Below are 17,604 nucleotides of genomic sequence, written 5' to 3'. Positions count from 1 at the left end.
CCATGGACGAAACCGTGTACGACGCGATTGTCGCTGTCCTGATGTTCGGCGGGGCACTGATGTCCCTGGCGGCGGCCATCGGCCTGATCCGCTTCCCCGACCTGCTCAGCCGCATGCACGCTGCGTCCAAGCCGCAGGTCCTCGGCCTGCTGCTTTTCCTGCTGGCCATGGCCGTGGAGTTCCGCAGCTGGAAACTGCTGCCGGTCCTGGCCGTCGCATGGATCTTTATGCTGCTGACGGCACCTGTTTCCGCGCACATGGTGGGCCGGGCCGGGTACCGCACCAAGCACCTGCGGCCGGAACTGCTCGTGATCGACGAACTGGACGACGTCGTCGAGCGCGCCCAGCGATTGCTCCAGGACGCTGAGGCGGAGGCGCTCGAGGACGAAAACGAGGACCCGCGCGTGGACGACGATCCCGGCGAGGAGGAACCGGCCTACACCGGGGAACTGGACGACGACGAACTGCTGGCCGGCCGCGAACGCGAGGCCGGGTTAAGCAGCGGCGCCCAGCACCCGGGAAAGAATCCCGAGGGCTGAGCGCCGCAGGCGGTGCTTGGGCCGGAAGGCCGGGTCAGACGACCTCAGGGGTCTTCTGGTAGCGCTGGATGGCCCGCTGCGTGCCGCGGTTGGTCAGGACCCGGATGACCGAGCTGACGGCGCCGGACACCACGGCGAAAGCCACGGCAGCGCGGAGGCTGTTTTCCAGGCTGCCCTCGGCGTCCTTGGGCGGCTCGTTGCCCGTGGCCTTGGTCCAGACGAAATCCAGTACCTTGGCGGCCACGATTCCGGACAGGATACTGGCTCCGGTTCCGAGCAGTTTGAGGATCAGGTTCATGGGTACTCCTAGCTTCGGGCGTTTTTCCTAACCCTACGGTATCCGTTCGGTACCCCTGCGGGGAGCGGGCACGCGTGTGTAGAGTGGTACCGCAAACACACGACAGGGGAGCGCCCCCTCCGCACGGCCTTCGGGCAGCGGAGACAAGGCGCTGAGAGTGCGGACATCCGCAGACCCTCGAACCTGATCCGGTTAGTACCGGCGAAGGGAGTCGAGAGCTCAGGGAATTCCCGCCACGTCACGGCACCCGCCGGGGCACGGCAGGAACGGCACCGGCATTGCCGGCGCGCCACTACCCTCCCCTCCTGCTATCAGGAGGATATTCATGAACCGCTTTACTTCTGCTGCGGCACCGTCCGCAGCCAAGCCCGCAGCGCCGGCACGCACATGGCGCGTGGTGGACATTGTTGTTGCGTCCGTAGTGGCCGTGGCCGTGGGCGTCATTTTCTGGGCCTGGTCCCTCGGCTACGCCGGGATCAGTGCGCTGACCGCCGCGTTCCCGCCGCTGGCCGGCCTCTATACCGGCGGCTGGCTTATTGCCGGTGTGCTGGGCGGGCTAATCATCCGCAAGCCGGGGGCCGCGATCTACTGCGAAGTGCTGGCCTCGGCCGTGTCCGGTGTGCTGGGCACCCAGTTCGGCCTATCCGTGCTGCTCTCCGGCTTCCTGCAGGGCCTCGGTGCCGAGCTGGTGTTCCTGCTGTTCCTCTACCGCCGCTTCTCCCTGCCCGTGGCATTGCTGGCCGGGCTGGGTTCGGGCCTGTTCCTGGGACTGAGTGAAAACGTTCTGTACAACGTGGAGTGGGCAGCTCAGTGGAAGCTGTTGTATGTCCTGCTCACTGCGTTCTCCGGTGCGGTCCTGGCCGGCGGACTGTCCTGGCTGGCGGTCCGGGCATTGGCACGGACCGGCGCTCTGGCACCCTTCGCGTCCGGACGGACAGGCAAGGCATAGCGGTGCGGTTTTTGAACGCCCGCCGCCGGGCTCCCGGCGCGGCCGCACCCCGGGTGCTGCCTTCCGCCGTCGCGCGGCGCAGCAGTCCCGCCGCCGTTACCGCCCAAGGCTGGGGCTGGCGGCACGGGGGCAGGGCCGGTGCGGCTGTGTCCGGACTGGACCTGTCGGTAGCACCGGGGGAGCGGGTGCTGCTGCTCGGGGCCTCCGGCGCCGGAAAATCCACACTCCTGCATTCCCTCGCGGGCGTGCTGGGACCGGATACCGGTGGGGAGGAACAGGGCAGGATCTCAGTGGACGGTGTCCATCCGGCGGATCCCGCAGCCCGCGGCCGGACCGGACTGGTGCTGCAGGATCCCGATGCGCAGACCGTGCTGTCCCGTGTGGGGGATGAAGTTGCCTTCGGCGCCGAGAACCTTGCGGTCCCGGCCGGGGAGATCTGGCCCCGGGTGCGGGCCGCACTGGCCGACGTCGGACTGGACGTGCCGCTGGAGAGTTCCACTTCCGCTCTCTCCGGCGGGCAGAAGCAGCGGCTGGCCCTGGCCTCCGTGATGGCGATGGAACCCGGACTGCTGCTGCTGGACGAACCCACCGCCAACCTGGACCCGGCGGGCGTGGCGGAAATCCGCGACGCCGTGGTGCGGGTGCTGGACCGCACCGGCGCCACCGTCATTGTGGTGGAGCACCGCGTGGAGGTCTGGGCGGACGTGGTGGACCGCGTGGTGGTACTGGCTGCCGGCGGCGGCGTCCTGGCCGACGGATCACCGGAGCAGGTGCTGGGGGATCCGGTGCACCGGAAAACCCTGGCCGCAGCCGGGGTTTGGCTTCCGGGCGCCCGGCCGGAGATTCCCGGCGGTGCGTGGGCCCCGGTTGCCGGCGGGAACCGGCTGCTGGCGGCCCGCGGGCTGGCTGCCGCCCGGACGGGCCGCGGACCTGCCGTGGTCACCGGGGCGGACCTGGCGCTGGACGCCGGAACCGCCGTCGGCATTACCGGACCCAACGGTGCCGGCAAATCCACCCTCGCCCTGACCGTGGGCGGCTTGCTGCGGCCGCGGGGCGGAACCATCGCCGCCGAACCGTTGCTGGCCGGCACCGCTGCGCCCGAACCGCACCGGTGGACGTCGGCGCAGCTGGTGAGCAGGATCGGAACCGTGTTCCAGGAACCGGAGCACCAGTTCCTCACCAACACCGTGCTGGACGAACTGTCCTTCGGCCCGCGCCGGCTCGGGCTGGAAAAGGAGTCCGCGGCCCGGGTGCGGGAGCTTGCCGAACGGCTGCACCTCGACGCCCTGCTGGATGCCAACCCCTTCACGCTCTCCGGCGGGGAGAAGCGCCGGCTGTCCGTGGCAACCATGCTCGCCACGGCGCCGTCCATCCTGCTGCTCGATGAGCCGACGTTTGGCCAGGACGCCCGAACCTGGGCGGAACTGGTGGCCCTGCTGCGTGCCCAGCTGGACGATGGCCGGTGCGTGGTGTCGGTGACCCACGACGCCGGCTTCATCCAGGCGCTGGGCGCGCGGACCCTGCAGGTGGGCGGCGGAACGGTCCGGGACGCCGCCGCCGAGCCGGTGCCGGGCCCGGCAGCAGGTCCGGCCGCGGATAATGCAACCGAGGTGCTCCGGTGAGCCGGGCGGAGATCTCGGCCGCGGAGTCCGGTGGAACGGCGCCTGGAGAAAACGCGGGCGCGCCCGTCCGCACCGCCGTTACTTTCCTGGCCCGCGCCAACCCGTTGTCCAAGCTCGCGTCTGCGGCCCTGCTGACCCTGGCGGTGCTGGTCACCGTGGACTGGGTGAGCGCCGCCGTCGTCCTGGCCCTGGAACTTCTCCTGCTGCCGCTGCTCCACATCCGGGCGGGTACGCTCCTGCGGCGCATCTCGCCGCTGCTGGTGGCCGCGCTGATCGGGGCCTGGGGTACGGCGCTGTTGGCGGAGAAGACCGGGGCGGTGCTGCTTGCAGCGGGACCGCTGATCTTTACCTCCGGTTCCGTGGCCGCGGGTATTGCCATTGGACTGCGCGGGCTGGCCATAGCCCTGCCCGGGATCTACCTGCTGACCAGCACCGATCCCACCGACCTGGCCGACGCCCTGGCGCAGAAGCTGCGGCTGCCGCACCGGTTTGTGCTGGGCGCACTGGCGGCCATGCGCCTGGTGGGTTTGCTGGTCGAGGAATGGCGGACCATCGGGCTGGCCCGCCACGCGCGCGGCGCGGGGCCCGATGCCGGTGCGGCGGCCCGGCTGAAGGGTTTCGCCGGGCAGGCACTGGCCTTGCTGGTGCAGGCCATCCGCCGGGCCACGCGGCTGGCCGTGGCCATGGAGGCCCGCGGGTTTGGCGCGGGGGACCGGTCCTGGGCACGGACCTCAACGTTCAGCAGGATCGACGCCGCGGTGCTGGCCACGGGAGTGGTCGTGTCAGCCGCCGCGGTGGCAGCGGCGCTGGCGGCCGGCACGTTCAACTTCATCCTGACCTGAGCATCGGGGGCTGAGTGCTCAGAGTGCGGTGTCGGCCAGCTTCGCGAGTTCGCTGTTCAGGCTCTCGGAGAAAGGCAGCTCGCGGCCGTCGATGGAACGGACCGGAACCAGCAGCCGGATGCTGGAAGCCAGCCACACGCCGTCGGCCGCGAACAGGTCCTCCGGAACCATTGGGCCGTAGCCCAGTTCCCAGCCGGCAGCTTCGGCGGCCTTGAAGAGGGCGTCCTGCGTGGTTCCGGCCAGGATGCCGCTCTTCCGTTCGGGGGTCAGCAGGGTCCGGACACCGTCCCGTTCGCGGGCCAGCACCACCGTGGAGGTGGGTCCCTCCAGGACCTTGCCGTCCGAGGAGGTAAAAATGGCGTCATCGGCCCCGTGTTCCTTGGCGTAGCGCAGGGCGGCCATGTTCACGGCGTAGGAAAGCGTCTTGGCGCCCAGCAGCAGCCAGGGTGCCCGGGACGCGGCCATGCTGTCATAGCCGCGGTCCAGCAGCAGCACCTTAATCCCGTCGGTCTGCTGCCGCGCCGCGTCGGGCGCGGCGGAAACCTGCACCCACGCCGTGGAGGTCCCGCTGCCTTCCACGCCCCGGGTGGCCACCAGCTTCACCGCGGCCCGGCCCTGCGGCCCGGCAGCGCCCTGCCCGAAGTGCAGCGCCAATGCCGTGGCGATGGCCCGCTCCCAGGCCTGGCGTACCGGGATCTGCAGGTCCAGCAGCTGTGCCGAGGACGCCAGCCGGTCCAGGTGCGCGTCCGGTTTCCGGGGCACACCGTCCACGGCCAGCAGCGACTCGAAAATCCCGTCACCGCGGGTGACGCCCAGGTCGCTCACGAGCAGATGCGGCACCGCAGGATCGGCAGGGCGGCCGTCGGGGTACGCGGAATCCAGGAAAACCAGAACAGTCATGGCACCAGCCTAGCGGCGCGGGACACGCCCGGGACCCCCGTACCGATAGGCTGAGGGCAGGGTGCTGCTGGGAGGAGCTTGAGCGTGTGGTGGTCTCTGACCGGTTTTGACCTGTCCGGATGGACGGCGACCGTGCTGGCCGTGGTGGATTACGGTATCCGGATTATTGCGTTGGGCGTTGTTCCCGGCAACCGGCGTCCCACGACGGCCATGGCGTGGCTGCTGTGCATCTTCTTCCTTCCCATCCCGGGCATCATCCTCTTCTCCCTCTTCGGGAACCACCGGCTGTCGGACCACCGGGTGCGGCGGCAGGCGGAGATCAACCGGACGGTGCGCGAGAACACCAAGGAACTTGAGGCCGAGGGCAGTAATTACGGCGGGCCGGAGTGGGTGCTCAACGCCGCCGAGCTGAACCGCCGGCTGGGGTCCTTCCCTACACTGGACGGCAATAAGGTCGACCTGCAGCGCGACTACGCGGAGTCCATCGACATGATGACCCGTGCGGTGGAAAAAGCCGCTCGCTACGTGCATGTGGAGTTCTACATCATGGGCTACGACGCCCAGACCAGGCAGTTCTTCCAGGCACTCAAGTCAGCGGCTGCCCGCGGCGTCACCGTCCGGCTGCTCTTCGACCACATCGGTACCCTGCGGATCAAGGGCTACCGGAAGATGCTGCGCGAACTGCGCAACAGTGATGTCCAATGGCGGCGGATGCTGCCGGTGGAGCCCTTCCGGGGCCGCTGGCGCCGTCCGGACCTGCGCAACCACCGGAAACTGGTGGTGGTGGACGGGGCCGTTGCGTTCACCGGATCGCAGAACCTCATTGAGCCTGCCTACCACAAGGGCCGCAACCGCCGCTCCGGCCGCAAATGGGTGGAGCTGATGGCCCGGGTGGAAGGACCGGTGGTGGATGAGCTCAACGTCGTTTTCGCCACCGACTGGAACGCCGAAACCGATGAGAACCTAGAACGCGAACTCAGCCTGTACGAATGGACCTACGATCCGGGCAACGTGACCTGCCAGGTGGTCCCCAGCGGACCGGGCTTCAGCACCGAAAACAACCTGCGCCTGTTTGCGTCCCTGATCTATTCGGCCAGCGACCGGATTTCGATCACCAGCCCGTACTTCGTGCCCGATGACACCCTGCTTTACGCGGTGACGACGGCGGCCCAGCGCGGCGTGGAAGTGGAACTGTTCGTTTCCGAAAAGGGCGACCAGTTCCTGGTGGACCACGCCCAGCGCTCCTACTACGAGGCGCTGCTCCGGGCCGGGATCCGGATCTACCAGTACCCCAAGCCGCTGGTCCTGCACGCCAAGCACTTCACCATTGACAACGAGGTGGCCGTCTTGGGCTCCTCCAACATGGACATGCGTTCTTTCTCGCTGAACCTCGAAGTCTCCATGATGATGTTCGACGGCACCATCGTGGAGCAGATGCGCCGGGTCGAGGACACCTACCGCGCCCTGTCCAAGGAACTGCTGCTGGAGGACTGGGTGGACCGCCCCCTCTGGCAGCGCTACATCGACAACGTGGCCCGGCTGACCGCCACCCTGCAGTAAGGAGCCCGCGCGGCCGCCAGCGCCGGCAGTTCAGGCAGCGCGGTCCAGCACGCCGAGGACCGACGCCAGCGCCGCTGCTGCATTGGCGTCCGGACCCACCATCCGCACCGCCAGGTCCGCGGCGGCGGACGCGTCGTCGTCGGCGGACCAGCGCCGCTCCTGCGCGGCCCAGCGCTCCCAGTGCGGGGCGTAGGTGCTGCCGTCGCGCTCCAGGGCGTACCTGCGGCGGACGGATTCCTCGCCGCCCACCCATACGGCGGTGTCCAGCATGCTGCGGGCCTCGCGGTGCGCGGCGCCCACCCCTTCGAAGACGACGGCGTCGGCCGGTTCGGTGCTCCGCCAGGGTCCGCGGCGTCCGGCTTCCCAGTCCCAGGCCTGCCAGTGGGCCGCCTGCCCCCGGGCGAGCGGACGCAGGACCTGCTCCCGGTAGTAGGCCATTCCCGATTCCAGGCCGTCCCAGCCGGGGTAAATGTCCTCGAGGTGGAACAGGCGCACGCTTCCGCGGCGGCTCAAGGCTGCGGCCACTTCGGTGGCGAGCGTCGTTTTGCCGGCTCCGGAGAAACCGTCGACGGCGATGAGCAGGGGTTTGCGGGAGTCTCCGGTGGAAGCTGCGGGCTCAGCGGTCATGGCGGCTTTCGCGCCGGTTCGCCAGAAGCTGTTCCACATACTCCAGCACGCCCGGCACGGCGGCCGTGATGAGGGCGTAGGACTCCTCGAAGTCCTTTTGGTCCCCGTACCAGGGGTCCGCAATGCCCAGTTCCGCGGAGGGGTGCGGCCGGCCGGCCGGTGTCTGCAGGGCCGGGTCGAAGGCCCGCAGCATCATCACCTTGGCCCGGTCCGCCTGCGTGGGGGCCTGCAGCGACAGTTCCATAAAATGGCCGTAGTCCATGGCCAGGATCAGGTCACGTTCGGCGAACCATTCCGGCTGGAACTCGCGGGCCCGGAAGGCAGTGATGCCAGTATCCGGATAGCCGTGGCGCCGCAGTTCGGCCGCGGCCCGCTTATCCATCGGCTTGCCCGCTTCCCAGCCGCTCAGTCCGGCGGAGTCCACCGCCACTGCCGCCGGCTCTTCCCCGGCAACCGGCCGTTCCGCGGCGGCGTCGCCGAAGGCGCGGGCCAGCGCAAACTGGGCCATGGGGGAGCGGCAAATGTTGCCCGTGCATATGGTCTGGATCCGGAACATGCCTTAAATCCTACGCAGAACTCCGGCCTGCTCAGGCCCGGGCGAGCAGCTCGCCGCAGGGCATCAGGAACCAGCCGTCCGGTGCTGCGGCCCATTCCTGCCAGCCGGCGGAGAGCCGTTCCAAACCCTCCCGGTCCGCCAGCCCGCGTTCGGAGGCCTGCTCGGCGAAGGCGGAATGCAGCACCCGCTCGGACCATGATGCGGCCAACCAGGCCCGCTGGTCTTCGGTCGCGTACAGCCAGTTGGAGGATGAGGGTGTCAGGTCCGTGAACCCTGCCTCCAGTGCCCAGGAGAGCAGGTGCCGCCCGGCGTCGGGTTCGGCCTGGTTGCCGCGGGCAATGTGCTGGTAGACCTGCATCCATTCGGCCAGCTCGGGAACCGCCGGGTACCAGCTCATGCCATGGAAATCGACGTCGCGCACTGCCACCAGCCCGCCGGGCTTGGTGACCCGGCGCATTTCGCGCAGGGCGGCCACCGGATCCGCCAGGTGCTGGAGCACCTGGTGGGCGTGGACCACGTCGAAGGTCTCGTCCGGGAAGTCCAGGTCATAAATGTTTCCCCCGGCGAAGGAGGCATTCGCCAGGCCGCGGGCGGCGGCCAGTTCGCGGCCCAGGACCAGGACGTCCTCAGAGGCGTCCAGGCCGATCACCGGCCCGGGGGCTGCCAGTTCGGCAAGGTCCGCCGTAATGCTGCCCGGGCCGCAGCCGACGTCGAGCATGCTTATGCCCGGCTTCACTTCGGGCAGCAGATACGCGGCGCAGTCCTTCGCTGTGCGGACCGCGTGGGCGGACACCACGCTCTGGTGGTGGCCGTGGGTGTACGTTTCGGGACGCATAGCAGGACCCTACCGCCCTCCGCCCGCCGCAGGGAGCCAAAGCGTGACCGTGTGTTCCGCAAGGGCTCCACCCAAACTTGAGCCGCATGCGCTCAAGTTTGTTGACAAAGAATCAGCTCTGAGTAAAGTTGAGTCCAGAACGCTCAATTGCTCTACGCGATGTCCAGCGGAGGAAAGCCATCCCGGTCCGGGAAGGGAACCGCCGCGGAGAAGTCACGAAGATGCGGGTTTTTCCAAGGAAAGAGGAAGCAAATATGTCACGTGCAGTAGGTATCGACCTCGGAACCACCAACTCGGTCGTCTCGGTCCTGGAAGGCGGCGAGCCCACGGTCATCGCCAACGCTGAAGGCGGCCGCACCACGCCGTCGGTCGTGGCGTTCGCCAAGTCCGGCGAGGTCCTGGTCGGCGAGATCGCCAAGCGCCAGGCCGTCAACAACATTGACCGCACCATATCCTCCGTCAAGCGCCACATGGGCACCGACTGGAGCGTGGACGTAGACGGCAAGAAGTACACCGCGCAGGAAATCTCCGCCCGCATCCTGATGAAGCTGAAGAACGACGCCGAGGCCTACCTCGGTGAGAAGGTCACGGACGCCGTGGTCACCGTTCCGGCCTACTTCAACGACGCTGAGCGCCAGGCCACGAAGGAAGCCGGCGAGATTGCCGGCCTGAACGTGCTGCGCATTGTCAACGAGCCCACCGCAGCTGCCCTGGCCTACGGCCTGGACAAGGGCAAGGAAGACGAACTCATTCTCGTCTTCGACCTTGGCGGCGGCACGTTCGACGTTTCCCTGCTGGAAGTCGGCAAGGACGAAGACGATTTCTCCACCATCCAGGTCCGCGCCACTGCCGGTGACAACCGCCTCGGCGGCGACGACTGGGACCAGCGCATTGTGGATTACCTGCTGAGCCAGGCCAAGGCCAAGGGCGCGGACCTGTCCAAGGACAAGATCGCCCTGCAGCGCCTGAAGGAAGCCGCGGAACAGGCCAAGAAGGAACTCTCCTCGGCCACCTCCACGAACATCTCCCTGCAGTACCTCTCGGTCACCCCCGAAGGCCCGGTCCACCTGGACGAGCACCTTTCCCGTGCCAAGTTCCAGGACCTGACCAAGGACCTGCTGGACCGCACCAAGAAGCCGTTCAACGACGTCATCGCTGAAGCCGGCATCAAGGTTGCCGACATTGACCACATCATCCTCGTGGGCGGTTCCACCCGTATGCCCGCCGTTTCCGAGCTCGTGAAGCAGCTGGCCGGCGGCAAGGAACCGAACAAGGGCGTAAACCCGGACGAGGTTGTGGCCGTTGGCGCCGCACTGCAGGCCGGTGTCCTGAAGGGCGAGCGCAAGGACGTGCTGCTGATCGACGTCACCCCGCTGTCCCTGGGCATCGAGACCAAGGGCGGAGTGATGACCAAGCTGATCGAGCGCAACACGGCCATCCCCACCAAGCGCAGCGAGACCTTCACCACCGCGGATGACAACCAGCCGTCCGTGGCCATCCAGGTCTTCCAGGGCGAACGCGAGTTCACCCGCGACAACAAGCCGCTGGGCACCTTCGAGCTGACCGGCATTGCGCCGGCTCCGCGCGGTGTCCCGCAGATTGAGGTCACCTTCGACATCGACGCCAACGGCATTGTGCACGTGTCCGCCAAGGACAAGGGCACCGGCGCCGAGCAGTCCATGACCATCACCGGCGGGTCCTCGCTGTCCAAGGACGACATTGACCGGATGGTCCGCGAGGCCGAAGAGCACGCAGCCGAGGACAAGAAGCGCCGCGAGGCTGCCGACGTCCGCAACTCGGCCGAGCAGCTGGCCTACTCGGTGGACAAGCTCCTCACCGACAATGACGACAAGCTGCCCGAAGACGTCAAGACCGAGGTCAAGGGCGACGTCGACTCGCTGAAGAAGGCCCTTGAGGGCACGGACAACGACGACGAGGTCAAGAGCGCGTTTGAGAAGCTGCAGGCTTCCCAGACCAAGCTCGGCGAAGCCATCTACGCTTCGGCCTCCGCTGCCGGTGCTGAAGGCGCCCCGGGCGCCGGTGCGGCCGGTGACGGTTCCGCTGCCGGCAGCGCCAACGATGACGAAGACATCGTGGACGCCGAAGTTGTCGACGACGAAGAAAAGAAGTAATCATGCCGGCGGGTAACGAGCACGGGAACACTCCCGAAGGCGAAGAACCGGTAAGCGGCCAGGGCGCGCCCGGCCAGGACGAGACGCAGGCCAACGGCGGCACCGGGGAGGAAGCATCGGCTTCCGCCCCGGCAGCCGGGGGCGATGCACTGTCCCAGGCGGAGCAGATCCTCAACAACGCCGACGTGCCGGCGCAGCCTGCTGCCGCCGGTTCGCCCGAGGCGGCGGAACTGCGCAACGACCTGCTGCGCCTGCAGGCCGAGTACGTGAACTACCGCAAGCGGGTGGAACGCGACCGGGATGTGGCCCGGGAAATGGCGGTAATCGGTGTGCTGAATTCACTGATGCCGGTCCTGGATGACATCGACGCCGCACGCCAGCACGGCGACCTGGCGGAGGGCCCCTTCGCCGCGATCGCCACCAAGCTGGAGAACACGCTGAAGACCTACGGCCTGGCCCGTATCGATGAGACCGGGGTGGAGTTCGATCCGAACATCCACGAGGCGCTCATCCAGCAGCAGAGTGCGGATGTCACGTTCGATACGGTGACGCAGATCCTGAGGTCCGGCTACAAGTCCGGCGACCGGGTCCTGCGTGCCGCGCAGGTGATTGTTTCGGTTCCGGAACAGTAAGCAGTACCGCGTCCGGGGCCGCCAGCAGGCGGCCCCGGACATTTCCATAGGCAGGTCCCGCAGCAAGCCGGGGCAGCAGCAGGTCCGGTGGCCGTGCTCGAAACGAGCGGGATCGGCAAATGAGGAAGGGGACGCCAATTGGCTAGTCAGGATTGGGTCGATAAGGACTTTTACAAGATTCTGGGTGTTCCCAAGGATGCGTCGGACGCCGACATTAAAAAGGCGTACCGGAAACTGGCACGGAAATACCATCCGGACCAGAACCAGAATGATGCAGACGCCGAGCGGATGTTCAAGGACCTTTCCGAGGCCTACTCCGTTCTTTCCGACGCTGAGGAGCGCCAGCAGTACGACGCCATCCGGGCAATGGGAAGCGGTGCCAGGTTCACGGCCGGCGGCCCCGCTGGTGCCGGCGGCGGCGCCGGCGGCGGTGCGGGCTTTGAAGACATCTTTGGCGGCCTGTTCGGCCAGGGCGCATCCCCGCGCGGGGGCCGGCGCACCACGTTCAACGCCGGCGGCAGCAACATTCCGCCCGAATTCGCCGACCTCTTCGGCGGCGGCAGCGGGTTCGGCGGCGGCGGGTTCGGCGCCCCGCCGCCCACCAAGGGTGCGGACCGCACGGCCAGCACCACTATTTCCTTTGCCGGGTCGATCAACGGCACCGTCATCGGGCTGCGCGAACCCAGCGGGGAAGTAGTCGAAGTCCGGGTGCCTGCCGGCGTCAAGGACGGGCAGAAGATCCGGGTCCGGGGCAAGGGCCAGCCCGGTGCGGCCGGTCCCGGGGACCTGATGGTTACTGTGCACGTCACCCCGCACGACTTCTTCACCCGGGAAGACAACAACATCCGAATCCATGTGCCGGTCACCTTCCCCGAGGCCGCCCTGGGCGCGACCATCGAGGTGCCTACGCTGACCTCCGATACCGTCCGCCTGAAGGTGCCCGCCGGTACGCCGTCCGGGCGCACCCTGCGGGTCAAGGGCCGCGGCGTCCACACGTCCAAGGGCAACGGCGACCTGCTGGTGACCGTAGACGTCGCCGTGCCGTCCCACCTGAACAAGGATGCCCGCGAAGCCGTGGAAGCGTTCGCCGAAGCGACCAAGGGCGAGGACCCGCGAGCCTCGCTGGCAGCCAAAGCCCGGCTATAGCGTGCCGGTCGCCGGAGGGCGAACTTCCCGCGTTACTATTTCAACAGCCGTCAAGGAGGAACAATGGGCATAGATGCTAATGCGCCTATTTTTGTGATCTCCGTTGCCGCTGAGCTTGCGGAAATGCATCCGCAGACCCTCCGGCAATATGACCGGCTCGGCATTGTCCGGCCCAGCCGGGCGCCCGGCCGGTCACGCCGTTACTCCCAACGCGACATTGAACTGCTGCGCGAGGTCCAGAAACTGTCCCAGGAGGGCGTTTCCCTGGAGGGCATCAAACGCATCATGGAACTGCAGAACCAGGTCACCGGGCTGCGCCAGCGGATCGTGGAACTATCCACGGAACTGGATGAGGTCCAGCGCCGCAACCCGGACCACAGCCGGGTCTTTGCGGCCGGGCTGGCCGGCGACGTCGTTACCCTCAGCCGCGGACAGCGGCCGCCGGCGGCCGCCACTGCCGTGAAGCAGCTGGGCCTGGTCTCGCTGATGGAACGCCGCAGCCGGCTGCGCGCGCTTCCCGCAGGCAAGACTGCGCAGCGGAACTACGCCGACGACGGATACGTCCAGTCCCTGTAGCACTCCTCTTTAGGGGCGCAGTCCGGCGAGCAGTATGGCCAGCATGGGTTTCCTGTCCTCCGGGGTGCCCAGACGAACAGCATGCTCGATCCCGCAAACCAGGTGGGAGAGCTGCGGCAGGGTCAGTTCGCTGCGGATAATGCCCGCGGACTTGGCCCGGGCGAGCACAGCTTTGAATGCAGCGAAAATCTCCTCCTTTGCTGCCCGCACCCCCTCGGTTTCATCCTCCGGGGAAAGCAGGACGGATTGGAGTCCGCCGTCCTCCAGTTGCAGTTCGAGGGCCGCGCCGAGGTAGAGGGCAAGCGCTTCGCCTGGATCCGGTTCAGCTGCGGCACGGCGGGAAATCTCCTGCATCCGGCCCAAGGTGTCGGCCGTGAGTGCCTCCAACAGTGCCCGCATGGTCGGGAAATGGCGGTAGACCGTCCCTACCCCTACGCCCGCCTCCCGGGCGAGGTCATTCATCCGCAGCTCTTGGGGGTCATGCCGGCGGGCCACGTCCAGGATCCGTGATCGGCTGCGGGCGGCATCTGAACGAAGCGGTGGCATGGGTCCAGTGTAACTCAATCGGATGAAGTATCCGTTTCGTGTGCTAGGTTCTAAGCGGATAGATGATCCACTTAGATTCGAGAGGGCAATCATGACCTGGAACCCAGCCACCCTTCCCAGCCAGACGGGGCGCACATTTGTTATTACCGGGGCCACAGCGGGTATAGGATATTTCGCCGCCGAGCAGCTGGCCGGAGCGGGGGCACACGTTGTCCTGGCCTCCCGATCGGCTGACAAATTAGGCGCGGCCCAGGCCTCCATCCGGAACTATGTGCCGGAGGCCTCCCTCTCCGCGGTGGTGATCGAACTGGGTTCTTTCGCGTCCGTGGATGCAGCCGCAGGCAAAATTGCCGCGTTGCCCCGCCTGGACGGCATCTTCCTCAACGGTGGAGCCATGACCATGAACCGGCGAACCATGACAAGTGACGGGCTGCCGATCCTCCTGGGGACCCACGTTGCAGCCAGCGTTCGTCTGCTGGCGGGCATCCTGCCCCTGCTCTCGGCCACAGGGGAGACCGGCGGCAGGCTGAGCCGCGTGGTGCATGCGTCCACGGGATTTGTCGGGATCAAGCGGTACGGGCTGCAGGACGTGCGCGGCCTGCCATGGACCGGCATTGGCGCCTATACCAAGGCCAAGACGGCCACCGAGGTTTTCGGCCATGAACTCGACCGCCGGCTGCGTGCAGCGGGTCTCCCGGTGGCGTCAGTCCTCACCCGGCCCGGGGTGGGCGTAGATGCCAAAACACCGGAACGGGCGGGTGTCCGGGATGCTGCGACACCGTACCGGCGCAATCCCTACACACCGTGGGCACAGGGGAAAGACGCCGCGGCATACCCCGCCGTGCGCGCCCTGACCGATCCCGCGGTGCGCGGGGGAGAGTACTTCGCCCCGGAGGAGCGGCTGCGGGGAATGCCCGTGGCCGTGGAGCCCAACGCGCACACGGCAGGCCCGGATGAATCGCCGGAGCGGCTCTGGCTCCAGCTCGAAGACCTGGCCGGCGTGCAAATCCCCGGACTTGGAGCCCCGGCAACGCAGCCGGGCCTGCGCTAGCGCGGTCAGCGCAGCCGGCGGGCCCGAAGCACCACATCCTCGTTGTGGTGGGCGCCGGCACCGGAAGCTACGTGCCGCGGACGGGTCTCATGCACCTCGATCCGCCAGTCCCCGTCCAAGGCGGCGGCAATATCTGCGGGGAGCACATACTGGTCCAGATCGTGGCTGTGCCCGGCGTCGGAGGCCACGGCATGGTGCACCACCAGGAGCAGGCCACCGGGGGCGACCGCCTGCAGCAAGGCCTGTTCCGCGGCATGATCTGCTGTGCGCAGCAATGCCGGATACTGAGCAGACACCAGGTCGAAGGACGCCGCGGGGAGCTGGGCTTCGACCAGGCCGCTGTGCACCCAGGCGATCTGCAGGCGCTGCATTTCCGCCTGCCGTGCTGCCCGTTCCAGGGCTACGGAGGAAACGTCGAGTGCGGTCACGTCCCAGCCGCGGGCGGCCAGCCACAGCGCGTCGGCGCCTTCGCCGCAGCCGACGTCGAGTACCCGCCCCGGAGCCAGGGCAGCAGCTTCCGAGACCAAGGCACCGTTCGGCTGCCCGCTCCACAGGGCTTCACTGGCCGCGTAGCGCTGGTCCCACTCTTCTTCCACGCCTGCCGGTTCCGGCAGGGGAGGGGCAGGCTGCGGCGCGGGACGGGCGGGCTGATGCGGGGTGTTCGAATCCATAACTGAAGCATGCGCCGGCCACCGTTGCACCGCAAACCATGTTGCCGGACCGGCAACATGCCTGCAGTCGTCCATGTCCTCGTCGGGAGTAGCCCGCCGGAGCAGGCTACTCCCGGGCTTCGGCCTCGGGCCGCAGCCGGATAAGGCGCTGCGGGCCGTCGTCGTCCAGTTCCACCAGGTCGCTGCGGGAGGAAAGGAAGTCGGTGAAGGACCGGAAGCCCAGCGGCTTTTCGTTGAAGGAGGGGTCCATACGCCGCATCTGGTTCTTTACCGTGCCCGTGTTGAGCCACTCGTCGTCGCCCTTGGCATGGCCGATCTTCAGTGCACGGACAAGCAGTTCGGTGGCAAGGGTCCGCGGGTCAATGTCTTCAGCGGTGTCCGGCTCCTCAAAACGGGCGTCTTCGGTGTGCGAGAACATGGGCACCACGGTGAGCTTGCGGGCCTTGCTGGGGGTCTGGTCCATTGCCGCAGCAGGGGCCTTGGCGGATCCCGGTGCCGCGGCGACAGCCGCAACAATGCCGGGCAGGGAGTCGTAATCCTCGAACTCGTCGCACGCGGCGGCCAGGGAGGTGCTGGTGGAACCGGCCACACCGATACCCACCACGAAGCGGCCCAGCCGCTTCGCCTTCTGGGCCAGGGCAATGTAGTCGGAATCCCCGGCCACAATGATGATGTGCGTCAGGTCCGGCAGCCGGAAAAGGTCTTCCACCACGTCCACGGCAAGCCGGATGTCGGCACCGTTCTTGGTGCCGCGCGTTGTGGTGGTGAACAACTGGGTGAGGTCCACCGCGCGGGACATCAGCTGCCGCTGGTAGCTGGCGTTGACGGGGACCGACCAGTCGGCGTATGCCCGGTTCACCACCAGGGTGCCGAAGGACGCGGCGAAGTCGATGATCGCATTGAAGTCCACAGTGGCAGCGGTGAGCTTCGCGGCAATATCGGGATCGGCATCCCGGTTGGTCTTGTCGAAATTGCGGATCCCGTCGCGCTGGAAGGCGTTCCGGCCGTGCAGTTGCTGGTAGCGCGAAATGACAATGTTGTCGAAGTCGATATAGAGGCCGACGCGTGCGTCGCTCGGTTCGGGCATGGTGCAAAATCCTTCTGGGCCGGCGGAGGGCTCACTGCCATCCGTACCACCAGTTTCCCGCCGCCGGTACTGCAAGGGCAAACCGGGGTCAAGGCGCAGTGCCGTCCGGCCCTGCCGGGGCACCACCGAAGGAGCGTACTTCGCGGCCGGTTATCCGGCGGGGGCGAACCGCTGCTGGCCGATCACCGCCAGCAGGCCAAGCTTCTGCGCTGCCTCGCTGCGCGGGGCAGCAGTCAGCACCAGCAGGGCCTGGCTCTGGTCTTCGCTGTACAGGGTCTGGCAGTCGAGCTCGATTTCGCCCAGTTCCGGGTGCAGCAGCGTTTTGTGGTCGGCGAACCGGGTGGCCACGGCGTGGTCCTTCCATATTTCGGTGAACTCAGGGCTGCGCTTCTGCAGCAGGCGAACCAGTTCCAGCGCACGGGCCGAGTTTGCGGAAACTGCCACCCGCAGCCCGGCAACCTGGGCGCGGCCCTGCCGTGCGCGGTCAGCCGGCGGATAGAGCTCACGTTCAGCGGGATCGGTAAACCAGCGGTAAACACTGCTCCGGGCGGGCCCGGTGAGCCGGGAATGGTCTCCCAGCAGTGCCATGGAAAGCCTGTTCTGCGCCAGTGTTTCCCCGAGCGCGGAAAGGATCAGCGCCGGCGTATCCTCAAGCCGGTCCAGGACCCGCAGCAGGGCAGGGGCCACATGAGGGTCCAGGGACGCGCGGGGCGGCGGATTACGGTCAGCCAAACGGAAGAGGTAATCCCGCTCGTCGTAGCTCAGCCGCAGGGCCCGGGCCAGCGATCCCAGCAGCTGTTCCGAAGGCTGCGGGCCGCGGGCCTGCTCCAGCCGGGTGTAATAGTCCACGGACATCCCGGCCAGCGTCGCAACCTCGTCCCGCCGCAGCCCGGCCACCCGGCGCCGGGTCCCGGCAGACAGCCCGACGTCGTCGGGGCGCAGGGCATCCCGGCGGGATTTGAGGAAGTCGGCAAGTGTGGGGCGGTCCATGGCTCCATCATGGGCCACCGCAGCCGTTCTATACAGGGACCGGGA

At 67.6% G+C, this 17,604-nt stretch carries 18 protein-coding genes, 1 pseudogene and 1 riboswitch; of the genes and pseudogenes, 10 read left to right on the top strand and 9 right to left on the bottom strand.

Annotated elements, in window-relative coordinates; genetic code table 11:
• Positions 1-2: 2 nt before the first annotated feature.
• Positions 3-344, top strand: a pseudogene (mnhG, locus tag LOC57_RS02830) (monovalent cation/H(+) antiporter subunit G); the annotation flags it as partial.
• A 229-nt stretch (positions 345-573) separates the two neighbouring features.
• Here mnhG and LOC57_RS02825 read toward each other — a convergent pair.
• Positions 574-837 carry a DUF4235 domain-containing protein gene (locus tag LOC57_RS02825; RefSeq protein WP_227925467.1) on the bottom strand — a complete coding sequence of 88 codons (264 nt, stop codon included), beginning with the start codon at positions 835-837 and terminating at the stop codon, positions 574-576.
• Positions 838-931: 94 nt separating this feature from the next.
• Positions 932-1,064: riboswitch (TPP riboswitch) on the top strand.
• A 98-nt stretch (positions 1,065-1,162) separates the two neighbouring features.
• Between LOC57_RS02825 and LOC57_RS02820 the strand changes: the two genes are divergently transcribed.
• From LOC57_RS02820 to LOC57_RS02810, 3 genes are all read left to right on the top strand, one after another.
• On the top strand, positions 1,163-1,786 hold the full coding sequence (locus LOC57_RS02820) for an ECF transporter S component (RefSeq protein WP_227925465.1): 624 nt from the start codon (positions 1,163-1,165) through the stop codon (positions 1,784-1,786).
• Between the two features lie 56 nt (positions 1,787-1,842).
• Positions 1,843-3,408 carry an ABC transporter ATP-binding protein gene (locus LOC57_RS02815; RefSeq protein ID WP_231700474.1) on the top strand — a complete coding sequence of 522 codons (1,566 nt, stop codon included), beginning with the start codon at positions 1,843-1,845 and terminating at the stop codon, positions 3,406-3,408.
• Positions 3,409-3,494: 86 nt separating this feature from the next.
• Positions 3,495-4,250: an energy-coupling factor transporter transmembrane component T family protein gene (locus LOC57_RS02810; RefSeq protein ID WP_229957948.1), complete on the top strand. Its 756-nt coding sequence runs from the start codon at positions 3,495-3,497 to the stop codon at positions 4,248-4,250.
• An 18-nt stretch (positions 4,251-4,268) separates the two neighbouring features.
• On the opposite strand, the gene LOC57_RS02805 is transcribed toward LOC57_RS02810, so the two are convergent.
• Positions 4,269-5,150: an aminodeoxychorismate lyase gene (locus LOC57_RS02805; RefSeq protein WP_227911768.1), complete on the bottom strand. Its 882-nt coding sequence runs from the start codon at positions 5,148-5,150 to the stop codon at positions 4,269-4,271.
• Between the two features lie 84 nt (positions 5,151-5,234).
• Here LOC57_RS02805 and cls point away from each other — a divergent pair, with 84 nt between their 5' ends.
• The gene (cls, locus tag LOC57_RS02800; protein ID WP_442860142.1) at positions 5,235-6,710 is read left to right on the top strand and encodes a cardiolipin synthase; all 1,476 of its coding nucleotides are present in this window, start codon (positions 5,235-5,237) and stop codon (positions 6,708-6,710) included.
• 30 nt (positions 6,711-6,740) lie between these two features.
• Here cls and LOC57_RS02795 read toward each other — a convergent pair whose 3' ends face one another.
• The 3 genes from LOC57_RS02795 to LOC57_RS02785 are packed head-to-tail and all read right to left on the bottom strand — an operon-like array spanning position 6,741 to position 8,728.
• The gene (locus LOC57_RS02795) at positions 6,741-7,337 is read right to left on the bottom strand and encodes a hypothetical protein (protein WP_229957943.1); all 597 of its coding nucleotides are present in this window, start codon (positions 7,335-7,337) and stop codon (positions 6,741-6,743) included.
• Positions 7,327-7,893: a low molecular weight protein-tyrosine-phosphatase gene (locus tag LOC57_RS02790; protein ID WP_229957941.1), complete on the bottom strand. Its 567-nt coding sequence runs from the start codon at positions 7,891-7,893 to the stop codon at positions 7,327-7,329. Before LOC57_RS02790 ends, LOC57_RS02795 begins: the two co-directional genes overlap by 11 nt.
• A 31-nt stretch (positions 7,894-7,924) precedes the next feature.
• Entirely contained in the window at positions 7,925-8,728 is an 804-nt protein-coding gene (locus tag LOC57_RS02785) for a class I SAM-dependent methyltransferase (protein ID WP_229957939.1), read from the bottom strand.
• Positions 8,729-8,982: 254 nt separating this feature from the next.
• Between LOC57_RS02785 and dnaK the strand changes: the two genes are divergently transcribed.
• From dnaK to LOC57_RS02765, 4 genes are all read left to right on the top strand, one after another.
• Entirely contained in the window at positions 8,983-10,860 is a 1,878-nt protein-coding gene (dnaK, locus tag LOC57_RS02780; RefSeq protein ID WP_227925456.1) for a molecular chaperone DnaK, read from the top strand.
• Positions 10,861-10,862: 2 nt separating this feature from the next.
• Positions 10,863-11,492, top strand: a complete 630-nt coding sequence (locus LOC57_RS02775; RefSeq protein ID WP_229957937.1) for a nucleotide exchange factor GrpE — start codon at positions 10,863-10,865, stop codon at positions 11,490-11,492.
• Between the two features lie 138 nt (positions 11,493-11,630).
• On the top strand, positions 11,631-12,638 hold the full coding sequence (locus LOC57_RS02770; protein WP_229957934.1) for a DnaJ C-terminal domain-containing protein: 1,008 nt from the start codon (positions 11,631-11,633) through the stop codon (positions 12,636-12,638).
• 63 nt (positions 12,639-12,701) lie between these two features.
• Entirely contained in the window at positions 12,702-13,214 is a 513-nt protein-coding gene (locus LOC57_RS02765) for a heat shock protein transcriptional repressor HspR (protein ID WP_227911761.1), read from the top strand.
• Positions 13,215-13,223: 9 nt separating this feature from the next.
• Here the strand turns inward: LOC57_RS02765 and LOC57_RS02760 are convergent, their stop codons facing one another.
• Positions 13,224-13,760 (bottom strand): TetR/AcrR family transcriptional regulator, encoded by a 537-nt coding sequence (locus tag LOC57_RS02760; RefSeq protein ID WP_227911760.1) that lies wholly within the window; start codon positions 13,758-13,760, stop codon positions 13,224-13,226.
• Between the two features lie 91 nt (positions 13,761-13,851).
• Here LOC57_RS02760 and LOC57_RS02755 point away from each other — a divergent pair, with 91 nt between their 5' ends.
• Entirely contained in the window at positions 13,852-14,811 is a 960-nt protein-coding gene (locus LOC57_RS02755) for an SDR family NAD(P)-dependent oxidoreductase (RefSeq protein ID WP_227911759.1), read from the top strand.
• Between the two features lie 5 nt (positions 14,812-14,816).
• Here LOC57_RS02755 and LOC57_RS02750 read toward each other — a convergent pair whose 3' ends face one another.
• The 3 genes from LOC57_RS02750 to LOC57_RS02740 form a co-directional block, all read right to left on the bottom strand.
• Complete coding sequence (locus tag LOC57_RS02750) at positions 14,817-15,482, bottom strand: class I SAM-dependent methyltransferase (RefSeq protein ID WP_229957932.1); 666 nt, start codon at positions 15,480-15,482, stop codon at positions 14,817-14,819.
• A 106-nt stretch (positions 15,483-15,588) separates the two neighbouring features.
• A complete protein-coding gene (locus LOC57_RS02745; RefSeq protein ID WP_227911757.1) occupies positions 15,589-16,569 on the bottom strand; it encodes an NYN domain-containing protein in 981 nt (326 codons plus the stop codon).
• A gap of 150 nt (positions 16,570-16,719) precedes the next feature.
• Positions 16,720-17,559, bottom strand: coding sequence for a helix-turn-helix transcriptional regulator (locus LOC57_RS02740; protein ID WP_229957930.1), 840 nt, complete (start codon positions 17,557-17,559; stop codon positions 16,720-16,722).
• Positions 17,560-17,604: the final 45 nt, after the last annotated feature.

It is taken from the genome of Arthrobacter sp. zg-Y750 (assembly GCF_020907365.1).
GTDB lineage: Bacteria > Actinomycetota > Actinomycetes > Actinomycetales > Micrococcaceae > Arthrobacter_B.
Note: the sequence above shows the minus strand (reverse complement) of the source record. Positions and strands in the feature narration are given on the sequence as shown.